Source organism: Dongia deserti, assembly GCF_003574735.1.
GTDB classification, from domain to species: domain Bacteria; phylum Pseudomonadota; class Alphaproteobacteria; order Dongiales; family Dongiaceae; genus Dongia_A; species Dongia_A deserti.
The window spans coordinates 57,566-77,927 of sequence record NZ_QORW01000008.1 but is presented as its reverse complement, the minus strand read 5'-3'; the positions used below and the strand labels follow the sequence as shown (position 1 = coordinate 77,927).

General features: G+C 64.0%; 21 protein-coding genes. 12 read left to right on the top strand and 9 right to left on the bottom strand.

Annotated features, from left to right (window positions below):
• The first annotated feature begins 187 nt into the window (after positions 1 to 187).
• From tkt to DTX69_RS13970, 3 genes are read left to right on the top strand one after another with little or no spacing between them, the layout of a single operon-like run.
• A complete protein-coding gene (gene tkt, locus DTX69_RS13980; RefSeq protein WP_284735762.1) occupies positions 188 to 2,188 on the top strand; it encodes a transketolase in 2,001 nt (666 codons plus the stop codon).
• A gap of 22 nt (positions 2,189 to 2,210) precedes the next feature.
• The gene (gene gap, locus DTX69_RS13975; protein WP_119302161.1) at positions 2,211 to 3,218 is read left to right on the top strand and encodes a type I glyceraldehyde-3-phosphate dehydrogenase; all 1,008 of its coding nucleotides are present in this window, start codon (positions 2,211 to 2,213) and stop codon (positions 3,216 to 3,218) included.
• A 14-nt stretch (positions 3,219 to 3,232) separates the two neighbouring features.
• Positions 3,233 to 3,562: a hypothetical protein gene (locus DTX69_RS13970; protein WP_119302160.1), complete on the top strand. Its 330-nt coding sequence runs from the start codon at positions 3,233 to 3,235 to the stop codon at positions 3,560 to 3,562.
• A gap of 46 nt (positions 3,563 to 3,608) precedes the next feature.
• Here the strand turns inward: DTX69_RS13970 and DTX69_RS13965 are convergent, their stop codons facing one another.
• The 3 genes from DTX69_RS13965 to DTX69_RS13955 all read right to left on the bottom strand — a co-directional run bounded on the left by DTX69_RS13965 (position 3,609) and on the right by DTX69_RS13955 (position 7,042).
• Positions 3,609 to 5,825 (bottom strand): CHASE domain-containing protein, encoded by a 2,217-nt coding sequence (locus DTX69_RS13965; protein WP_162917160.1) that lies wholly within the window; start codon positions 5,823 to 5,825, stop codon positions 3,609 to 3,611.
• A 180-nt stretch (positions 5,826 to 6,005) separates the two neighbouring features.
• The gene (locus tag DTX69_RS13960) at positions 6,006 to 6,560 is read right to left on the bottom strand and encodes a putative glycolipid-binding domain-containing protein (protein ID WP_119302158.1); all 555 of its coding nucleotides are present in this window, start codon (positions 6,558 to 6,560) and stop codon (positions 6,006 to 6,008) included.
• Positions 6,557 to 7,042, bottom strand: coding sequence for a hypothetical protein (locus DTX69_RS13955; RefSeq protein WP_119302157.1), 486 nt, complete (start codon positions 7,040 to 7,042; stop codon positions 6,557 to 6,559). The genes DTX69_RS13960 and DTX69_RS13955 overlap by 4 nt, the downstream gene beginning before the upstream one ends.
• A gap of 197 nt (positions 7,043 to 7,239) precedes the next feature.
• Between DTX69_RS13955 and DTX69_RS13950 the strand changes: the two genes are divergently transcribed.
• Entirely contained in the window at positions 7,240 to 8,160 is a 921-nt protein-coding gene (locus tag DTX69_RS13950; RefSeq protein WP_119302156.1) for a class I fructose-bisphosphate aldolase, read from the top strand.
• Positions 8,161 to 8,225: 65 nt separating this feature from the next.
• Complete coding sequence (locus tag DTX69_RS13945) at positions 8,226 to 8,675, top strand: thiamine phosphate synthase (RefSeq protein WP_119302341.1); 450 nt, start codon at positions 8,226 to 8,228, stop codon at positions 8,673 to 8,675.
• A 140-nt stretch (positions 8,676 to 8,815) separates the two neighbouring features.
• Here the strand turns inward: DTX69_RS13945 and DTX69_RS13940 are convergent, their stop codons facing one another.
• The 3 genes from DTX69_RS13940 to DTX69_RS13930 are packed head-to-tail and all read right to left on the bottom strand — an operon-like array spanning position 8,816 to position 11,912.
• A complete protein-coding gene (locus DTX69_RS13940) occupies positions 8,816 to 10,486 on the bottom strand; it encodes a methyl-accepting chemotaxis protein (RefSeq protein ID WP_119302155.1) in 1,671 nt (556 codons plus the stop codon).
• 23 nt (positions 10,487 to 10,509) lie between these two features.
• Entirely contained in the window at positions 10,510 to 10,830 is a 321-nt protein-coding gene (locus DTX69_RS13935; RefSeq protein WP_119302154.1) for a cupredoxin domain-containing protein, read from the bottom strand.
• 32 nt (positions 10,831 to 10,862) lie between these two features.
• Positions 10,863 to 11,912: a cytochrome-c peroxidase gene (locus tag DTX69_RS13930; RefSeq protein WP_119302153.1), complete on the bottom strand. Its 1,050-nt coding sequence runs from the start codon at positions 11,910 to 11,912 to the stop codon at positions 10,863 to 10,865.
• Between the two features lie 523 nt (positions 11,913 to 12,435).
• Here DTX69_RS13930 and metF point away from each other — a divergent pair.
• Entirely contained in the window at positions 12,436 to 13,365 is a 930-nt protein-coding gene (gene metF, locus DTX69_RS13925; protein ID WP_119302152.1) for a methylenetetrahydrofolate reductase [NAD(P)H], read from the top strand.
• Between the two features lie 24 nt (positions 13,366 to 13,389).
• Here metF and DTX69_RS13920 read toward each other — a convergent pair whose 3' ends face one another.
• The 3 genes from DTX69_RS13920 to DTX69_RS13910 all read right to left on the bottom strand — a co-directional run bounded on the left by DTX69_RS13920 (position 13,390) and on the right by DTX69_RS13910 (position 14,592).
• Positions 13,390 to 13,860 (bottom strand): DoxX family protein, encoded by a 471-nt coding sequence (locus DTX69_RS13920; protein WP_119302151.1) that lies wholly within the window; start codon positions 13,858 to 13,860, stop codon positions 13,390 to 13,392.
• The gene (locus tag DTX69_RS13915; protein ID WP_162917159.1) at positions 13,857 to 14,045 is read right to left on the bottom strand and encodes a hypothetical protein; all 189 of its coding nucleotides are present in this window, start codon (positions 14,043 to 14,045) and stop codon (positions 13,857 to 13,859) included. Before DTX69_RS13915 ends, DTX69_RS13920 begins: the two co-directional genes overlap by 4 nt.
• Positions 14,046 to 14,280: 235 nt before the next feature.
• The gene (locus DTX69_RS13910; protein ID WP_119302149.1) at positions 14,281 to 14,592 is read right to left on the bottom strand and encodes a BufA1 family periplasmic bufferin-type metallophore; all 312 of its coding nucleotides are present in this window, start codon (positions 14,590 to 14,592) and stop codon (positions 14,281 to 14,283) included.
• Between the two features lie 170 nt (positions 14,593 to 14,762).
• Between DTX69_RS13910 and DTX69_RS13905 the strand changes: the two genes are divergently transcribed.
• The 6 genes from DTX69_RS13905 to DTX69_RS13880 all read left to right on the top strand — a co-directional run bounded on the left by DTX69_RS13905 (position 14,763) and on the right by DTX69_RS13880 (position 20,359).
• Positions 14,763 to 15,428 (top strand): RNA polymerase sigma factor, encoded by a 666-nt coding sequence (locus DTX69_RS13905; protein ID WP_119302148.1) that lies wholly within the window; start codon positions 14,763 to 14,765, stop codon positions 15,426 to 15,428.
• Positions 15,425 to 16,075: an NrsF family protein gene (locus tag DTX69_RS13900; protein WP_119302147.1), complete on the top strand. Its 651-nt coding sequence runs from the start codon at positions 15,425 to 15,427 to the stop codon at positions 16,073 to 16,075. Before DTX69_RS13905 ends, DTX69_RS13900 begins: the two co-directional genes overlap by 4 nt.
• Before the next feature lie 214 nt (positions 16,076 to 16,289).
• Complete coding sequence (gene efp, locus DTX69_RS13895; RefSeq protein WP_119302146.1) at positions 16,290 to 16,856, top strand: elongation factor P; 567 nt, start codon at positions 16,290 to 16,292, stop codon at positions 16,854 to 16,856.
• Between the two features lie 63 nt (positions 16,857 to 16,919).
• Entirely contained in the window at positions 16,920 to 17,711 is a 792-nt protein-coding gene (locus DTX69_RS13890; RefSeq protein WP_119302145.1) for an inositol monophosphatase family protein, read from the top strand.
• A 121-nt stretch (positions 17,712 to 17,832) separates the two neighbouring features.
• Positions 17,833 to 19,074 carry a hypothetical protein gene (locus DTX69_RS13885; protein WP_119302144.1) on the top strand — a complete coding sequence of 414 codons (1,242 nt, stop codon included), beginning with the start codon at positions 17,833 to 17,835 and terminating at the stop codon, positions 19,072 to 19,074.
• Positions 19,075 to 19,210: 136 nt separating this feature from the next.
• Positions 19,211 to 20,359, top strand: a complete 1,149-nt coding sequence (locus DTX69_RS13880) for a flagellar motor protein MotA (protein WP_119302143.1) — start codon at positions 19,211 to 19,213, stop codon at positions 20,357 to 20,359.
• Positions 20,360 to 20,362 lie beyond the last annotated feature (3 nt).

Below are 20,362 nucleotides of genomic sequence, written 5' to 3'. Positions count from 1 at the left end.
GACCTGGTATCCCGGCACGCTTTGGGGAAATTAAACCCGCGATCACGCAGAACGTCAATGGAAGGCGCCAAATCCTTGGATTCGCGTCATGTCAGCGCAGCGGGGACTCGCAGGGGTTTCTGCTGTTGACCAGGGAACGGCTGGGCGGCATGGTGCGCCGCACTTTCGCCAGCTTTTGGGATCCAAAATGGACGCTGCCACCGCTACAAGTTCGGTGCAATCCGAGGTATCGCTGCGGGATATGGCGAATGCCATCCGCGCCCTCTCCATGGACGCGGTGGAAAAGGCCGCCTCCGGCCATCCCGGCATGCCGATGGGCATGGCGGATGTGGCGACCGTCCTTTTCACACAATTCCTGAAATATGATCCGCAGCATCCCCACTGGCCGGACCGCGACCGGTTCATCCTGTCGGCCGGCCACGGCTCGATGCTGCTCTATTCCCTGCTGCATCTGACCGGCTATCGGGAAGTGACGCTGGATGAGCTGAAGCGTTTCCGCCAGCTCGGCAGCAAGACGGCAGGCCATCCGGAATACGGCTTTGCCGCCGGCATCGAAACCACCACCGGTCCGCTGGGCCAGGGCTTGGGCAATTCGGTCGGCTTTGCGCTGGCGGAGCGCATTCTGAACGCCCGCTTCGAAAACGATCTGGTCGATCACTACACCTATGTGCTGGCGGGCGACGGCTGCCTGATGGAAGGCATCAGCCAGGAAGCGATCTCCCTCGCCGGGCACCTGAAGCTCAACAAGCTCATCGTGCTGTGGGACGACAACTCGATCTCGATCGACGGACCGACCTCGCTCTCCACCTCGGAGAACCACATCGCCCGCTTCCAGGCCGCCGGCTGGGCGACCCTGCAGGTGGACGGCCACGACACGGACGCCGTCGCCGCGGCACTGGCTGCGGCCAAGACCCACGACCGGCCGACCATGATCGCCTGCAAGACCACCATCGGCTACGGCGCGCCGGCCAAGGCCGGCACCGCTGCGACCCACGGCTCGCCACTCGGCAAGGACGAGGTTGCGGGCGCGCGGCAGAAGCTCGACTGGCCGCATGAGGCATTCGTGGTGCCGGATGCGATCCGCGCGGCCTGGGCCAAGGCCGGCCAGCGCGGCGCCGCCGATTATGCTGCCTGGACCAAGCGCCACGATGCGAGCGCGCATCGCACCGAGTTCGATCGCGTCATCACGGGCGAACTGCCCGCGAATTTCGCGAGCACGGTCAATGAGCTGAAGACCGCGATCGCGGCGGAAGCGCCGAAGATCGCCACCCGCCAATCCTCCCAGAAGGTAATCGAGGCTCTGGTGCCAATTATGCCGGAGCTGATCGGCGGCTCGGCGGACTTGACCGGCTCCAACAACACCAAGGCCAAGAGCGCGGCGCCGATCAAGGCCGGCGCCTACGGCGGCAGCTACATCTACTACGGCATCCGCGAGCACGAGATGGCGGCGGCCATGAACGGCCTCGCGCTGCATGGCGGCATTATTCCGTTCGGCGGCACGTTCCTCGTCTTCACCGACTATTGCCGGCCGTCGATCCGGCTCGCCGCGATCATGCATCAGCGCGTCATCTACGTGATGACTCATGACTCGATCGGCCTCGGCGAAGACGGGCCGACGCACCAGCCGATCGAGCATCTCGCCGCCTTGCGCGCGATGCCGAACCTGCTGGTGTTCCGCCCGGCGGATACGATGGAGACGGCTGAATGCTGGGCCCTGGCGCTGAGCCAGAAGAATCGCCCCTCGATCCTCGCCTTGACGCGCCAGGCGTTGCCCCATCTGCGCGCCGACGCCGCTGTCGCTAATCATTGCGCGCGCGGCGGCTACGTCATCCGCCCAGCGAAGAACGCACGCAAGGTGACGCTGATCGCCACCGGCTCGGAAGTGTCGGTCGCGGTGGAGGCGCGCGAAATGGCGGAAGCGCAGGGCATCGGCACCGCCGTCGTCTCCCTGCCCTGCTGGGAGTTGTTCGAGGAGCAGCCGGAGAGCTATCGCCGCGAGGTGCTGGGCGACGGCTTGCGTGTCGGCATCGAGGCGGCGGCCTCCTTCGGCTGGGAGCGTTATATCGGCAGCGCTGGCATTTTCATCGGTATGACCGGCTTCGGTGCCTCAGCACCGGCGGCGGAACTTTACAAGCATTTCGGAATTACCGCTGGAGCAATTGTCGACGCCGTCAAGGCGAAGCTCTAGGCCAAATCAGGAGAAGGAAGGCATGACAGTCAAAGTCGCCATCAACGGTTTCGGCCGCATCGGTCGCCTGGTTCTGCGCGCGATCATCGAAAGCGGCCGCAAGGATATTGACGTGCTCGCCATCAACGACCTCGGTCCGGTCGAGACCAACGCGCATCTCTTCCGCTACGACACCGTGCATGGACGCTTCCCCGGCGAGGTCAAGACCAAGGGCGAGCAGATGGATGTCGGCCGCGGTTTCATGAAGGTGACCGCCGAGCGCGATCCCTCCAAGCTGCCGTGGAAAGATCTCGGCGTTGACATCGCGCTGGAATGCACCGGCCTCTTCACCAGCAAGGACAAGGCCGCCGCGCATCTCGCTGCCGGCGCCAAGCGTGTGCTGATCTCCGCGCCCGGCACGGAGGTCGACCTCACTGTCGTCTATGGTGTCAACCACCAGAAGCTGGAGAAGGGCCACACCGTCGTCTCCAACGCGTCCTGCACCACCAACTGCCTGGCGCCGGTCGTCCACGTGCTGCACAACGCCTTCGGGATCGAGCATGGCTACATGACGACGATCCACTCCTACACGGGCGACCAGCCGACCTTGGATACGCTGCACAAAGATCTCTATCGCGCCCGCGGCGCGGCGCTCAACATGATCCCCACCACCACCGGCGCGGCCAAGGCGATCGGCCTCGTGATCCCGGAGCTCAAGGGCAAGCTGGACGGCACCTCCATCCGCGTGCCGACGCCGAACGTCTCGCTGGTCGATTTCAAGTTCGTGCCGAAGAAGAGCGTGACCAAGGAAGCGGTCAACGCGGCGATCGTCGAGGCGGCCAACGGCCCGCTCAAGGGCATCCTCGCCACCAACGACCAACCGCTGGTCTCCAGCGACTTCAACCACAATCCCAGCAGCTCGACTTTCGACCTGCTGCAGACCCAGGTGATCGACGGCACCTTCGTGCGCGTGATGTCCTGGTACGACAACGAGTGGGGCTTCTCCAACCGCATGGCCGACACGGCCGTCGCGATGGGCAAGCTCGGATAAGCAACGGGGATGCGATGACTTCCATCGTCATCGCATCCTTGCCCGAAGCACGCGCCGCCCTCGAAGCGGCAAGATCAAGCGGCGTCGTGGTGGAGCTGGAAAGCCCGCCCGACGCCGCAAGCATTTATGGCGTGCTGTGGTTCGCCGAGCTGAATCGCACCCTCAAGGCGGAATTTCCCGGCGTTGCCTTCACGCTCACGCTGGACTGCGGTTCGCGCGCCGACCTGGCACACGCCGCCTTGGTCGAAGGGGTCCAGCGCATCCGCTTCAGCGGCCATCCTGAATCTGCGAAAGCGCTCCGCGACATTGCGCAACAGGTCGGTGCCGAGCTCACGGCCAATTAGGGGAAACAATGTCATCCGCAAAGCTGGTGCCCTCGGATAACGCACCTCAAGCCGGCAGCACCTGTCGGAGTTTCTCTGCCAACTCGTGCTTCCGGTAGGGCTTGCTCAGGAATGGCGCATCGTCCGGAATCCGGTCGCTGCTGCGCAGCGTGTTGCCGGTGTAGCCCGAGGTAAAGAGCACCCGAAGGCCTGGCCGAAGTGCCTTCGCTGCTTGCGCGAGCTCAACCCCGTTCATTCCGCCCGGCATGACTAGGTCGGTGAAGAGCAGGTCGACGACCTTGTCCTGGTCTCCCAGGATCGCCAGCGCCGCCTGCGCGTTGGCCGCCTCGAGAACGGCGTAGCCGAGTTCGGACACCTGGCGGATTACGACGCGCCTAACGTCGGCGTCGTCCTCGACGACCAGGATGGTTTCGCGCCTCTCCGACTGGGTCGCCGGCTCAGGCGCCGGCGCCTGGGCGACCGCAGGACTGCCTTCGGCTCGCGGCAGATAGAGCCGCACGGTCGTTCCCTGCCCCGGTTCGCTGTAGATCTTGACGTGCCCGCGGGACTGCTTCACGAAGCCGAACACCATGCTCAGTCCCAGGCCAGTGCCATGCCCCGCTGGCTTAGTGGTGAAGAAGGGTTCGAAAGCCTGGGACAGGGTCTCAGGTGACATGCCGACGCCGGTGTCCGAGACCTCGATCAAGACATAATCACCAGGCTGGACGTCTGGGTTGAGGGCGACATAGTCCTCATCCAAGTGAGCGCTCTTCGTCTCGATGGTCAGGCGGCCACCCTTGGGCATCGCATCGCGCGCGTTGGTCGCCAGGTTGGCGATCGCGGCGTTGAGCTGCGCGGCATCGATGAGGACTGGCCAGACATCCGGTGTCGTCGTGACTACGACTTCAATGTTCTCCTCGAGTATCCGCTCGAGCAGGCGCGTCATCCCGAGGACCAGTTGGTTGACGTCCGTGACGCGCGGCTCAAGCGGCTGGCGCCGCGCAAAAGCGAGCAGCTGGCGCGTGAGCTCCTCGCCGCGCAGGCTGGCCTGCAGCGCAGCCTCGGAAAGCGCCATCGCCTCCGGGTTATTTTTCACACGGTCTTGCAGCAGATCGAGATTCCCGATCACGATTGCCAGCAGGTTATTGAAGTCGTGGGCCATCCCACCGGTCAGGTTGCCGATGGCCTCCATCTTTTGCGCTTGGTGCAATTGCTCGCTGGTACGCTGCAGTTCGGCGGTGCGCTGTGCCACCAGCTCCTCGATCACCTGCCTGCGGTTCTTCTCGCGCGCGACGTAGAATGCCGCGGAGGCGGTCAGCAGCAGTCCCGCAAGCAACCAGCCGAAGGGGTCCGCGGAACGGAGATTTGAAACGGTAGAGGGCGCGAAATCGAAGATGATATCCCAGTGCTGGTCGAGCACCGTGAACTCCCGCACCAACCGCACCGCAGGCTCCGGCGGACTTTCTCCCGCGCCCAGTGTGATCTTTCCCTGGTTGATCGAATAGTGGGCCGACGCCTCCTCCGGAGCCCCGTGCCGGTGTTCACCCTGCAGAACGAAATGCAGATCGGCGATCAGGGCCGGCGTGTTGTCCAGGGCTGCGGTCAGGAAGGCAACCAGATCATAGTTCCCGATCGCGTAGCCGCGCAGATTGACGCGACGCTCCTCGACGGTCGTGGGCACGGTGATGCCGTCGTAGACGGGCCAGAAGATCAGATACACAAGCTTGTCGGACATGGGCCCCACGGGTCGAACCGGCAAGGTCGCGATCGGGCGCCCTTCATCGCGTGCCTTTTCCATCGGGATGCGCCGGCCTGCGTGCTTGCCAAGCGCCAGGCCAAGCACGTGCCGGCTGCCCTGGAACCGCTCATCGAACAGCACCGGGAAATATTCTGGACGGTCCGAGATAGGCTCCGGCTGAAAATCCGGTGTGACGTCGAAGACGCGATAATCCAAAAGACCGAGCGCGCGCGCCTCCAATTCGAACGACGGGATCCTCTCCCGTTCGACGCGCGGTGCCCATTGCAAAGAATTCACATGCTCCAGGTCATGCCGCGCGCGGACCGCGACGCGCTTGAACTCGTCGGGGCCTATCACCGGGTTCGCGGCCATCACGATCGCGATATTCTCGACCGGGTTTCCGGCTAGCCGCACCTTGGCCTCCAGATCGCGCGCCCGCCAATCGGCGCGGAACTCCAGCATGGCCATGACGCGCCGATCTTCGGCCCGGTCGGCGAACCAGAAAGCCAGGCAGGACAGCAGCCCACCGATAATCACGATGCCCACTGGGGCAATCCACGCTCTGATCGGCGCGCTAGGCTTTACCATTGAAATGACCACTGTGCCCCCAAGCCGGCCGCGACATGCGGCGCGCTTATATTCCTTTTTAAACTGTTGAGGGCAGCCGGGCAAAGGCGAAGCGCAACCCAGGCCTTGATGGGCGCTAGGTTTCCCTTTCGGCTGCGGTCATACGCTGCGCTTGAATAGCCCAGGGTAATCCACCACGAACCCGCTTTCGTCCACGGCGATATCCGCTGTGAAGTCGATGTCGAGCCCTTCGAACCGCCATAGCCGGTCGGCGACGCGGGTGTAGCGCTGCGGCGCGGCGCGCAAGCCTAGTTCAGGGACGAGGATGTAGGCGACCTCGATCTCCGCCGACTCACCAATCTTTAGCCCCAGGCGGCGGATCGCCAGCGTGTTGGTGAAAGGCGTCATCGAGATGTCCGGATCTAGGCAGCCATCGAGCTCCGGCAACGCTTCGCCATCTCCCCGGGACCAATCCCCCGCGCCGTCGGAGAATATTTCGAGCAGCCTCCCGCCTTTTATGGCAACGCGAACGCGGCGTGTGCGCCATGCCACATCGGTCTCAACCAGATATCTGGCGTTGAGCGCCGCACCCTCCAGCGTCGCAGCAACACTCCCGCGCGCATCGTATCCCACAGGACTCGAGTGAAACGTGAACTGCTCCACCCCTTCGCCCAGGTCCGGCAGCCAGATCCAACGCCAGCTTTGATCGTTCATTTGATCTCGACCTTTACTACGCTCCAGATCGCCTTGGCCTGGAACGCTTCGTTGTCGATCTCCGGCTTCTCCTTGAACGGCCACATTACGAAGAACGGACCGAAATCGTCCGGCGCCATTCGGACTCCCTCTTTCTCGATGGCCAGGATGGGATTGAACGTCTTCATCTCGTCGGCGGTAATGTCCACCTGGTAATCGTCAGCGGCCGTCAGCGTGATGTATCCGCCGGTCGCCCCGGCCAGAGCTAGCACATCGGCGAGCGAGGGACCCTTGAACGCGATGGGCTCGGGAAAGCTGGTCGGTTGCTCCGTCAGCGTGCGCTGGGGAAGCTTGGCGATGTCATCGCGTGTCAGCGTTACCTCGCCGCCCGGCACTTTGCCCGTGAAAAGCAGGACTGCATCGTCCGCGCGCGCCGCAACGGATGTCACAATTGTCACAAGCAGGCAGCCCAGCACGAGCCCCACGCGAATCGCACGCGTCATGGAAATATTTCCTTTTTCCCCAACGTTTTGCGTGCGACTGGCCGCAGCGCGCCCGCATCCTGGCAAGAGCTTTGGGGCGCTGCAAGGCTGCATTGAAAAGCCATCCGCGGGTGCGGTATGAACCCTTTCCGCACTTCGAGCGTTGATATGCCCCGGATACGCCCTAGATCCGCCTTTGGCCTTACGAGGAATCCTTCATGAAGCTCACCCCCGCAGTTCAGAAAATTCTCTCGCACTATGAGAGCGACAACCCCGGCACCAAGGCCAACCTCGCCCGCATCCTGATGCAGGGGCGCCTCGGCGGCACGGGCAAGCTGGTCATCCTGCCGGTCGACCAGGGATTCGAGCATGGGCCTGCGCGCAGCTTTGCGCCCAATCCGCCGGCCTATGATCCGCACTATCATTTTGAGCTGGCGATCGAAGCGGGCCTTAATGCTTATGCCGCGCCGCTCGGCATGATAGAAGCCGGCGCCGGTACCTATGCGGGGCAGATCCCGACCATCCTCAAGGTCAATTCCTCCAATTCCCTCGCCAAGGCGAAGGACCAGGCGATCACCGGCTCAGTCGGCGATGCGCTGCGCCTCGGCTGCTCGGCGATCGGCTTCACGATCTATCCAGGCTCCGAATATGCCTTCGAGATGATGCAGGAGATCCGCGAGCTGGCCGAGGAAGCGAAGTCCGTCGGCCTCGCCGTGGTGATCTGGTCCTACCCGCGCGGCGAAGCCCTGTCCAAGGAAGGCGAGACGGCGATGGACATCTGCGCCTATGCCGCGCATATGGCGGCACTGCTCGGCGCCCACATCATCAAGGTGAAGCCGCCGACGGACTTCCTGGAGCAGCCGGAAGCGAAAAAAATCTATGAAAAGGAGCGCATCGACATTGCGAGCGCCGCGGCCCGCATCCGCCACGTCGTGCAGGCCTGCTTCAATGGGCGGCGCATTGTCGTCTTCTCCGGCGGTGCCGCCAAGGGCGAGGAAGGCATCTTCGAAGAGGCGCGCGCCATCCGCGATGGCGGCGGCAACGGCTCGATCATCGGCCGCAACACCTTCCAGCGCCCGCGCGGCGAAGCGCTGAAGCTGCTCGACGGCCTGATCAAGATCTATCAGAGCAAGGATTGAGCGAGCCTCACAAGTGCCGTCTGTTCGTCCGCTTGCCGGCGGGACCTGGATTCGAGGATGCGCTCATGAGCGCGCTCAGGGATCCGGAGACAGCGAGCCTGTTGCTGCCCGCCGGCTTGCCTGACGCGATCGCCCGGTCCGCGGTCCAGCGCATCCAGGCTGCGGATCGCCCGGCTCTCATCATCGATGACGTAGACCGTCGCGCAGCCTTGCAAGCCGACGGCGTGCATTTGACCGATGCCGCGCGCGTGCGGGCCGCGCGCGCGAAACTGGGGGACGGTCTGGTGCTCGGCGCCGAGTGTCCGCTCGAGCGCCACGCCTGCATGGTGGCGGCGGAGGACGGTGCCGACTACGTCGCCGTGCACGTCGGCGCCGACAATCTCGAAGCGGCCGAGGGCCTGCTGGGCTGGTGGTTCGAGATGATGACGACGCCGATCGTCGCGCTGATGGGTGCGCCGATCGAGGCTGAGCGGCTGCGAGCGTACGCGGACTTTATTTCGCCGCCGGCATCCTAGATTAAACCGCCATGGTCGGACTTGGTCCGACCATCACGAGGTTTTGTGGGGAAGAACCCAGCAAATTGAAGCAAACTCGTGGATGGTCGTGCCATGCACAACCATGACGAACAGGGAGTCCCGAAGGTCGGTGCTGCGTCCTAAGCCGACCGCATCTCGCGCACATAGCGCATGATCTCGTCGTTGATCAGGCGCGTTTGCTCGGACACTTCGCGCGTCGCACTCATGACGCGGGACGAGGCCTGACCGGTCTGCTGGGAGGCCTCGCCCAGATCGCTGATGGTGGCGGACAGCTGGTTGGCGCCACTCGCGGTCGTGGTGGCGTTCTGCGAGATCTCGCGGGTCGACTGGCTCTGCTCGCTGACGGCGCGGGACACATCGCCTGCCATCGCGCTGATCTTCCCCACGATCTCGACAAAGTTCTGGAACGCCTGGTTGGTGCTGCCGGAGGCGGCCTGCATTGATTGGACCTGCGCCTCGATCTCTTCGGTCGCCCGCGCGGTCTGGGTCGCCAGCGCCTTCACTTCCTGCGCCACCACGGCAAAGCCCCGTCCCGCCTCGCCGGCGCGTGCCGCCTCGATCGTCGCATTGAGCGCCAGTAGGTTGGTCTGCTCTGCGATCGAGCGGATGAGGACGACCACCTCGCCGACCTTCAGGGACATATCATTGAGCGCGCTCACGGTCTTCGAGGTCTCGTTCATCCGGGACACCGCCTCGTTGCTGATGTTGGCGGATTTGCCGACCAGATCGGCGATCTGGTCGATCGAGCCGGAGAGCTGTTCGGTCGCGTTGGAAATGACTTCGACGCTGCCGCTCGCCTGCTCTGCATTCTGCTTGGCGTCGACTGCGATGGTACTGGTGCGGCTCGCCAATCCGTCCATCTGCTGCGACGTCTCGTTGAGCATGGTGCAAGCCTTGGAAACGCCCTGCATCAGTTGCTCGACGCGCTCAGCGAAGGTGGCGCTCATGCTGTCGATGCGCTGCTGGCGCTCGGCCTTGGCGGCAGCGTCGGTGGCCTGCCGGTGCGCGGCTTCGGTTTCCTGGTCACGCTGCTTGCGCAATTCGGCCCGCATTGCCTCGAGCGCATTCAGGAGCGCGCCGAATTCATCGTTGAGGCGGGCTTTGATCTCCGTGTCGAGGTTGCCCGCCGCAATCGTCTTAGCGGCATCCATGGCCTTCTTCAGGGGCCGCAGGATCATCGCCGCCAGCAGCCACGACACAGCGAGGATCGCCACCGCAATGCCACCGGTGATCATCCATTCCTCTCGGGCCGCGAGCGCAACGGTGTTCGTTGCGGCTTCGCGCGCGGAATAGCCATCGGCCAGGATCATCTCCGTCAGCTCATCGAGCGTCGCCGTCGCCTTGTCCTGCAGCGCAGCCATATGATTATCGTCGAGGATCTTGGTGGTGCCGTTCCCCTCTCCGCCAAGGCGGGCGATCGCGGCGTCGCGCCACTGGCTGATGATGCCGGTCGCTTCGTCGACCTTGATGCGCGACTCTGCCGAGACGGCTCGTTCCCTCACTACGGAGAGATTCTCCAGCAGCTCGTTGATCCGGGTGTTGAATTGCGGCGCCGCCTGCTGCCAATCGACGCGGTTGTCGAATTGCGTGGTCGTCTTCAGGAAATCGCTGGCGGCCTCGAACCCGCGCGCGGCGAGCTGGACATAGTTCACCGACATGACCGGCCCGTCATACATGTCGGCGGCGAGGTTGCCGAGGGAATTGACCGTCTGCTGCGCATAGAAGCCTTTCCCGACGAACACGCCGAGCAGGACAAGGCAGGCAATCAGCAGTTTGATGCGGATGGACATGGCGACGCCTTTCGTGCTTCGACCTATTGCACGGTGATGGTCAACTTCATCTTCGGATGGATGGCGCACTTCACTTCATAGGTGCCGGCTTGGCTGAAGCTGACCGACTTCGCCTCGCCGATCTTGATCTGGCCGACATTGGTGACGACGGGTCCCTCGACCAGGACCGCGTGCGCGACCTTGTCGTCGTTGGTGAACTTCACGCTGTCTCCGGCCTTGATCTGCAAGGTGTCGGGATTGAACATCTTGCCGGCCTGCCCGACGGCGACTTCCTCCGCCGACGCTTGGATCGCGGTGGCGCACAGCGCGGCCTGAGCAGCGAGTATGATGGCGGTCAGTCTCATATGAGGCTCATCCTCTGTCTTCTTGGTGTGGTTTACGGCAGCACTGGCAGGGTCATCGGCCGATCCTGCCCGGTCAGGGTGTGCATGAAGGCGACCAGCTCCTTGACCTCTTGATCGCTCAGCGCGATCGGCCTCATATCGGGGTCGAGGCTCGGGCGTTGGATGCCGCCATCGACATAGTGTTGGACAACCTCTTCCAGCGTCGTCATCGATCCGTCATGCATGTAAGGCGCGCGCTGATCGATGTTGCGCAGGCCGGGCGTCTTGAACGCGTATTCCAGTTCCGGCACGCCCGGCACGATCTTGGCGCGGCCGATGTCGTCGGTCGCCGGCAAACCGATGTCGTGGAAACTGTCGTCGGTGAACGTCCAGCCGGAGTGGCAGCTGGCGCAGTTCGCCTTGGTGTTGAACAGGATGAATCCGCGCTTCGCATCCTCGCTGATCGCCTTCTCATCACCTGCGATCCAGCGATCGAACGGCGCTTCCGCAGAAACGACGGTGCGCTCGAACGTCGCGATCGAGGCGGCGATGTTCCTTTCCGTGATGCCCTCGCCCGGGAATACCTGCCCGAACTTCCGCTGATAGCCGGCAATACCCTTCAGCTTCTCGATCAGCACGTCCATCGGCATATTCATCTCGCCCGGTGCCGTGATCGGACCCGTTGCCTGCTCCTCCAGCGACGCGGCCCGGCCATCCCAGAAGAAGATCTCGCCCCAGGCGCGATTGATGATGGTCGGCGAGTTGCGGCCCAGGACAAGCATGTTCTCGCCGACGGCGGTGGTATGCCCGTCCTCCCAACCGAAGCTGGGATTGTGGCAGGAGACACAGGCCTGCACGCCGGAGCGCGACAGGCGCGGATCGAAGAACAAGGTTTTGCCAAGCTCCGCCTTCGCAGGCGTGTAGGGATTGTCTGCCGGGAACGGAATTTCGGTCGGCCGTTGATAGAGCTTCTTCATCGCGGCGAGATCGCCACCGGCCGCATCAGTCGCGGCGAGTTGCGTATCCGCTGCCGCCATGCCCGCGACCCAGCAGAGGCTGAGCGCACCACCGATCATCAAGCTTGAACGTGAGATGTTGTGCATGATGGTCCCTCATTTCGGGAGCGAACACGTAAGCGCGTCCCGTATGGGGAAGTCTGTGGTGATGATGTTAAGGAACGCTGAATAGTCGGATGGTTACGCACCAATACTGAAGTATGGTGGGGCTGCAAAGTAATAACCTTAGATAGGGCTGTAGACCTTGGAAGAGCACTTATTCCTTTCCGGTATATCGATCGCACTAGGTTGAACAATACAGCATTGCTATGCAGCACGTGACCTCCACGGCGACGATGACAAACCCACGCCGGTGAACTGCGCGCTGCCGGCCAGTACTGCCGCCGATTCCCTTGCCGTCCCGACAGGTGGCGGCGCTGTTGATCGGAACTGTTGCCCGCTGACCCCAAGGATTCTGAGTCGCCTTCAGGCGCTCATCGGTCCTGGGTTTAGGCGTTGTCAGGGGCTGCTAATTCCGCTACCAAGCGATCAGCCTGGAAGCGACGGTTTTTTCCTTGAGCTCGCCGTTTCTAGGACCGCAGTCTGAACGGTTCCGGAGGCCGTGCACAGAATGACGTCGCCGCGGGCGCCCAGGCCGGCCGTCAGCTTCGAGTTCTTCCCGCCCAAGACGCCGGCTGCCGAGGCGCAGTTGTGGGCGGCGATCCGCGCTTTGGAGCCTTTGCTACCCGACTACGTGTCGGTCACCTACGGAGCCGGCGGCAGCACACGCGACAAGACCTTCGAGACGGTCACGCGCATCTTTGCGGAGACCCATCTGCGTCCCGCCGCGCACCTCACCTGCGTCGGCCAGAGCCGGGTGGAGATCGAGGATCTGCTGCGTCGCTACTGGGCGGCGGGCATCCGCCACATCGTGGCACTGCGCGGCGATCCGCCGGCCGGTGGAAATTACGAGCCGCATCCCGACGGCTTCGCCAACGCGGTGGAGCTGGTGGCCGGCATCAAGCGCATCGCGGATTTCGAGATCAGCGTCGCGGCCTATCCGGAGACTCATCCGCAGGCGAACTCGCCGCACTCCGACATCGAGAATCTGAAGCGCAAGTTCGACGCCGGCGCGGATCGCGCCATCACGCAGTTCTTCTTTGATAATCAGACCTATCTTGATTTCCTGGATCGCGCAGCGGCGGCGGGCGTGCACGGCTCGATCGTGCCGGGCATCCTCCCCGTGACGCAGTTCGCGCAGATGACGCGCTTCGCCGCGATGTGCGGCGCCGGCGTGCCCGACTGGCTGGCCGATTTGTTCGATGGACTGGACGAAGATCCAGACACCCGCCGCCTGGTCGCTGCCATGGTGGCGACAGAGCAGATGCGCGCGCTGCAGGCCTCGGGCATCAACGAGTTCCACATCTACACGCTGAACCGCGCCGACTTGACGCTCGGCATTTGCCGCCGCATCGGGCTCAAGCCTGCCAAGCTGATGGGTGTCAAGGCCGCGCTGTCCGAAGAGACGCCGCCTCTCCAGCGCGATCCGCATTTCCGGTAACAGAAAGGTCGCGACCGCCCTGCATCAGGTGCGCCCAAGCAGGTGACGCCAGATCAGCCAGTCAAGCGACAGTTTCCCCGGACCCCGCGCAAGCAGGACAAAGAGCATGGCTGCCCATTGAATGTGTGTCGGCCAGGCCATCGGATAGACGAATATCTGGATGACAGCGGTCATGCCCAACAGGACGGCCGCTGCCGGTCGTGTGAAAAGGCCGAGGACCAGCATGGCGGGGGTCGTCAACTCGATCGTCGCCGCCATGTAGGCCGCCACCTGCGGCGGCAGCAGCGGAACCTTGTATTCATCCGTGAAGAGGGCGACCGTCATGTGCCAGTTCGGAAGCTTTGTCATCCCCGAATTCCAGAAGACGGTCGCAACGGCCACGCGCAGCGGGATCGCCAGCAGCGCGTAGGGGATGGCTTCGAGCCAGTTCACGACCCGCCTGCCGGCGTCAAGCAGGGACGAGCGCCGCGATATCGATGCGGTCGAGTTGTTCATGGGGTGACCTCCAATGGATGAACTGTGCACGCCCGATCGCTCGACGCGAAGCCGACGAAGCGCCCGGCAACCAAATGCTCGGCCAATGCACCACTCATTTCGATCCCGCGCGTGGCTTTGATCGCGTCATCAAGCGGCCGAGCAGCGCAGAGCGCCGATAGGAAGCGCCATGCGGGCTCTTCCATGCGCGTGACCTCGACGCCTGTGACGAGCCGCTCCACCAGCAGCCAGACAGCTCTGGCGCTCAGATCGATTTGGGCGTGTGCGGAATCGTCCTCCGCCAGAACCAGGCGACATCTGGCCGGTCGTTCAGCACGGCCTGGTGGTGCTGAAATCGCAACCCGATCCCCGCCCCGGCGGGAATCGAGTTGCGTTTCAGGTCTCTCATGGCTGCTCGAGCAACCAACCGCGTTCTCGTGCCTAGCTGGCCGACGTCTTGCCGCCCTCGATTTTGCTGCAAGTGCCTGCAGGCAGCAGGACGAAGGATTGGGGGTCTCGCGCCTGGGTGGACTGGCCGGCGCAGGAATGCGTCCCTTCGGCGCAGTCGTTCTTTGCGACCGCGTTGATGCCATAGCACTTTTCGAGGTTCTGGGCCTCCATCCGGGCCATGTTGTCTTTGACGACCTGTGGCACATCGCCCGACTCCTGCGCGTGGGCCGGAAGCGCTTGCATGGTCAAGGCGAGCCCGACGGCGGTCGAGAGTACGGACGTAGCGAATGCGCGACGATTCATGACATTCCTCCCTTGCTACACGTCTCGAATTGAGACCGACTCCCAGAGCTTCGACACGGCAAAGAGGAAGGTTACGGGACCTGCCAACTATTGATGTCACGCTTTGTTGATGTCCCAGGGACCGTCGGAGTGGGAAAATGAGGTCAGTTCCGCAAGAAGGAGCTGCGTGAATGCCTCCGGAACGGAGTCGTCGTCCCCCGCCCCTTGCTCTTGTAGAATCCCCGCCGTCCGCCGGGCAGGATTTAGGGCGCTCCCAGTTCGGCTCGGGTGCCGAGGCGACTGCCAAGGAAAGCGACTGGTCCAACCTCATGGCGCGGGCACAGGCAGGCGATAGCGGAGCGTACCGGCGGCTCCTGGAGCAAGTCGCGCCTTACGTGCGCTCCCTTGCCGTGCGGATGTCACGCGATCCAAGCGACGTCGAGGAAGCCGTCCAGGACGTATTGCTCACCATTCATGCGATCCGCGATACCTACGATCCACGCCGGCCCTTTGGGCCTTGGCTGGTTGCCATTGCCCATCGGCGGATCGTCGACTGGCTGCGTCGCCGAGGGCGTACCAGATCCCGCGAAACGGCCATGGAGCCAAGGCATGAAACCTTTCCGGCACGTCCAACGAACATCGATGAGGCAAGCTCCGACAGGCGTGCCTTGCGGGCGGCTGTCGAGAGCCTCCCTCCGGCGCAGCGCCAAGCCATCAAGCTGTTGAAGCTCCAGCAGATGTCTTTGAAGGAAGCGGCGGCCGTGAGCGGAACGTCGATAGCATCCCTGAAGGTGGCAACCCACCGGGCGCTCAAAGGCCTGCGCCGGATTCTCGCTGGTCGGAGCGAGGACGCATGATTGCGACGCCCGACCTGATCAACGCGCTCGCCGCAAGCGCGACGCCCGTCCGGCGCCTTCGCCCGCCGCTGACCCGCGCGGCCTTCTGGCTGCTGGTCGCTGCTCTTGTGGTCGGCCTGCTCGCGGTCAGTCAGGGCATCCGCAACGACCTCCTGGAACGGCTGCGCGATCCGATCTTCGCGATTGCAATAGCTGCGACGTTGCTGACCGGTATATTGGCGACGATCTCGGCGTTCATGGTGAGCCTTCCGGACCGGTCGCGCTTCTGGCCGCTCCTGCCGGCGCCGGCCGTGGTCCTCTGGTTCTCGACCATCGGCTATCAGTGCTTGACTGACTGGGTCCATCTTGGCCCCGGGGGCATCGCGCTGGGCGAAACGGCGCGATGCTTTGCCACGCTCGCGCTGACCAGCCTACCTCTCTCGCTAGTGCTGGGGATGATGCTGCGGCATGCCGCGCCTCTGCGACCCGGGGCGACTGCGCTGATGGGCAGTCTGGCAGTCGCGGCCATCACCGCGACAGCTTTGTCGCTGTTTCATGAGATCGACGCGACCATCATGATCCTGGTTTGGAATCTCGGCGCAGCCGCCTTGTTCGTGGCACTTGGAGGCCTGATCGGCCCGAGACTACTACGCTGGGCTGCGCGATGAGACGAACGCTCCCGCATGCGGAACTGCGGGGGCGCTGGCGCGCGAAATGCCCACCCGACATGATACGGCTGGTAAGTCGCTGACAATACAAGCCTATCCGAGCCAGCATACCGAAGGGCCCGCAGACCGGCAGCGGGTTTACTCTGCCCGGCCGCTTTGCTAGGTTCCGCGCCGATTTTTCCCACACTCATGAAGGGTCCGACGGGTTCATCCCATGAAAATCAACGGCAACGCCATTAAGCCCGGCAATATCATCGAGCACCAGGGCCGGCTCTGGCGCGCGGTCAAGACGCAGCACACCCAGCCCGGCAAGGGCGGCGCCTATCTGCAGGTCGAGCTCAAGGACATCCGCGACGGCACCAAGCTGAACGAGCGGTTCCGCTCGTCCGAGACGGTCGAGCGCGTGCGGCTGGACGAGCATCCCTATCAGTTCCTGTTCTCTTCGGGCGATGAATACACCTTCATGGACCAGAACACGTTCGAGCAGATCACGCTCAATGGGGATCTGATCGGCGATCCGGCGGTGTTCCTGCAGGAGGGCATGGTCGTCACGCTCGAGAGCTACGAAGGCTCCCCGATCTCGGTCGAGCTGCCGGAGACGGTCACCATGACCATCGTGGAAGCCGATGCGGTGGTGAAGGGACAGACCGCTTCGTCCTCCTACAAGCCGGCGAAGCTGGAGAACGGCGTACGCGTGATGGTGCCGCCGCACATCGAGTCCGGCACGCGTATCGTGGTGAATACCGCCGATAACACATACGTCGAGCGCGCCAAGGACTAACCCTGGGGACTGAACGCGCTTTCCTTTCTTTCTGCTGTTTGAACGCCTGAACTGGATCTTCGAATGACGCCGCGCTCGGCCATTCTCAACGTCATGACCAAAGCCGTCGACAAGGCGGCACGTGCCCTGAAGCGCGATTTCGGGGAGGTCGAGCAGCTGCAGGTCTCGCAGAAAGGCCCGTCCGATTTCGTCTCCAACGCCGATCACAAGTCCGAGCGCATCCTGCGCGAGGAGCTGTCGAAGGCCCGTCCGACCTTCGGCTTCCTGGCCGAGGAGAGCGGCGCCCATGCGGGCACCGATCCGGAGCATCGCTGGCTGATCGATCCGCTGGATGGCACCACCAATTTCCTGCACGGCCTGCCGCATTTCGCGATCTCGGTCGCGCTGGAGAAGGCTGGCGAGGTGATCGCGGGCGTGATCTACGATCCGATCAAGGACGAGATGTTCGTGGCGGAGAAAGGCGGCGGTGCCTTCATGAACGACCGGCGCCTGCGCGTGTCCGGCCGCAAGGCGCTGGGCGACAGCCTGATGGCGACCGGCATCCCGTTCCGCGGCCATGGCGATCCTGCGATCTTCACTCGGCAGCTTGAATTCGCCATGCGCGAAACCGCCGGCGTTCGCCGCTTCGGCTCAGCGGCGCTCGACCTGGCCTATGTCGCGGCGGGCCGATACGACGCGTTCTGGGAAGAAGGGTTGGCCGCTTGGGACGTCGCGGCCGGCATCCTGCTGGTACGCGAGTCCGGTGGCTATGTGTCCGACCTGAAGGGCGGGCAGACCATGCTACACGGCCGCTCGATTCTGGCCACCAATGGTCTGCTGCACGCCCCGATCCAGAGCCTGTTGAAGCCGCATTGACGCCCAAAACCAGGGACCAAAGCCGGTTGTGGGAGCGTTTTCTGATCGGGTATAGTCCGTCGGCTGTCGCACTGCGGCTCGGGTGAGGCTGAATTAAATATAAATGTCCAGGGGTTACACGATGAACCGGAACTGGCGCAGGCACGCTGCTGGCGGCCTACCGATTCTGTCCGCAGCGCTGCTGTCGGCCGTGGGCCTGCTATGGGATGCCGCTGGCTCGGACGCCGTGGCCCAGACCTATTCCGGCGCCTCCAATAACGTCGTTGTGGACTATGGTGCGCTGAATACCCTTGCCGGCCAGCCGGCACCAAATGGTGCGCAAGCGTTACCCCCCGGACAACCGCAGTCGCAATTCATACCCGGCTATGCACCGCCCGCCGGTGCTTACGGCGTCACGACGGCCCTGCCGCCTTACGGAGCTTATGGCCACCCGCAACCTGTCGCACCCTACGCAGCACTGCCGTCCGGCGCACCGACCAGCGTGCTGACGACCGTCGGGCCCGATGGTCGGCCGCTCGCCCCGATCCAACTCATGCAGCCTAGAACCCCGCGCAGCAAGGTGGCGGCCGTGACCCCACCGACCGAGCCGTCCGAAATGCCCGAGACGGTGCCGATGCCCGATCCGACGCCGCCCGCGCCGGCGCCGGGCGTGAACGCGAATGCGCCGACCGAATCGCCGATCGTTGAGACTCCCGCGCCACCCGACATCGCCGAGGCGCCGGCGCAAGAGATACCGCCCGCCGAGACGGCAGCGTCCGAACCGCCAGTGTCCGAACCGCCGGTGACAGAAGAAGCAGTCGTGCAGCCGGCTGAAGAGCAACCGGCGCAAGAGCAGGCGGCTCAGGAGCCGCCCGCCGAAACACCGCCCGCTGAGACTCCACCCGCAGAGACAGCCGCTGCTGAGACGCCGCCCGCCGAGACGCCGCCAGCTGAGACACCGCCGGCCGAAAACGACGCAGCCAGTGCGGAGACTGACGATCAGGCGATCGAGGAGACCGCTGCCGCGCCCGAGCCGGATCCAGACAACAGCCAGCCTGCTCCGCCCATTCCGCAGGGCGGCATCCGCATCGTGTTCCCCGTCGACCTCAACGACGTGCCGGTCGAGGCCAATGCGGCGCTTGACGATCTGGCGGCTCAGATGCAAGCCGACGAGGAGATGCGGATCCAGATCAAGTGCTATGCCAGCGGCAACGAGGAGACGGAGAGCAAGGCGCGGCGCAAGGCGCTGCAGCGTTGTATCAACATCCGCCAGTACCTGTTCAAGAAGGACATCAGGACGACGCGCATGGACGTGCGCGCGCTCGGCCTGAAGTCCGAAGGGCAGCCGGCGGACCGTGTCGACATCGTTCCGGCGAATTCGTGACCGGCGTCGCGTCAATTTTTCACAACGACACAAGGAAATCGCAGTTGGGCTGCGCCCACGAGCGACAGACAGTGCCGACCCCCTTCAAAGATCCCCTTCCGCCCTTATGGGGGAAGGTCGGGATGGGAGGACGCGCATGAGCCGCCCGACGACGCAGCTGCTGTGGATGGTGGTCGGCCTGATTGCGGCAGGCGGCGTGGTGTTCCTGCTGCGGGAGCCGATCGTCACCGCGTTCCTGCATAACCCAGCGCTCAACAGCGGCATCCTGATGGTGCTGCTGGTCGGCATCATCTTCGTGTTCTACCAGGTCGCTCGCCTCACCACCGACATCAACTGGGCCGAGAGCTTCCAGCGCGGCGGCCACGCCGGATCCTTCGCGCATCCGCGCCTGCTGGCGCCGTTGTCGGCGATGGTCAAGGACAAACATCACAATCGCCTGAACCTTTCCGCCACGACCTTGCGCTCCGTGCTGGACGGCATCCAGGCGCGGCTCGACGAGCACCGCGAGATCTCGCGCTATCTCATCACGCTGCTGATCCTGCTCGGCCTGCTCGGCACCTTCTGGGGCCTGCTCGGCACCATCGGCGCAGTTGCCGCGGCGATCCACGGCCTCGATCTTTCGGGCAGCGATCCGGCAGCCCTGTTCGACGACCTCAAGAACAGTCTGCAGGGTCCGCTGGACGGCATGGGGACAGCCTTCTCCGCCTCGCTGTTCGGCCTTTCGGGCTCGCTGCTGCTGGGCTATCTCGACCTCCAGGCCGGACAAGCGAACAACCGCTTCTTCGGCGAGGTGGAGGACTGGCTCTCCGGCCAAACGCGCCTCACCGGCGGCGGCGCGCTGATCGAAGGCGACCAACCGGTGCCGGCCTACATCCAAGCCCTCCTGGAGCAGACCGCGGAGAGCCTGGATAATCTGCAGCGCACCATCTCGCGCACCGAGGCGGACCGGCTGGCAGCGAGCAACAACTTCAAGGTGCTCGCCGACCACATGATCGCCTTGACCGACCAGCTGCGCGCGCAGCAGCAGGTGGTGCAGCGCCTGATGGAGACGCAGACCGACATGCGCAGCGTGATCGCCAAGCTGGCCGACGTGGCGCAGCATGGCGGATTCGGCATCGATCCCAACAGCCGCACGCATTTGCGCAACATTGACGCCCTGCTCGCGCGCATGGCGGACGATATCGCAGCCGGCCGCCACAACGCGGTCCAGGAGCTGCGCAGCGAGATCAAGCTGCTGACCCGCACCATCGCCGTTGCTGCGGGCATGGAACAGCAGCGTAGTTAGACT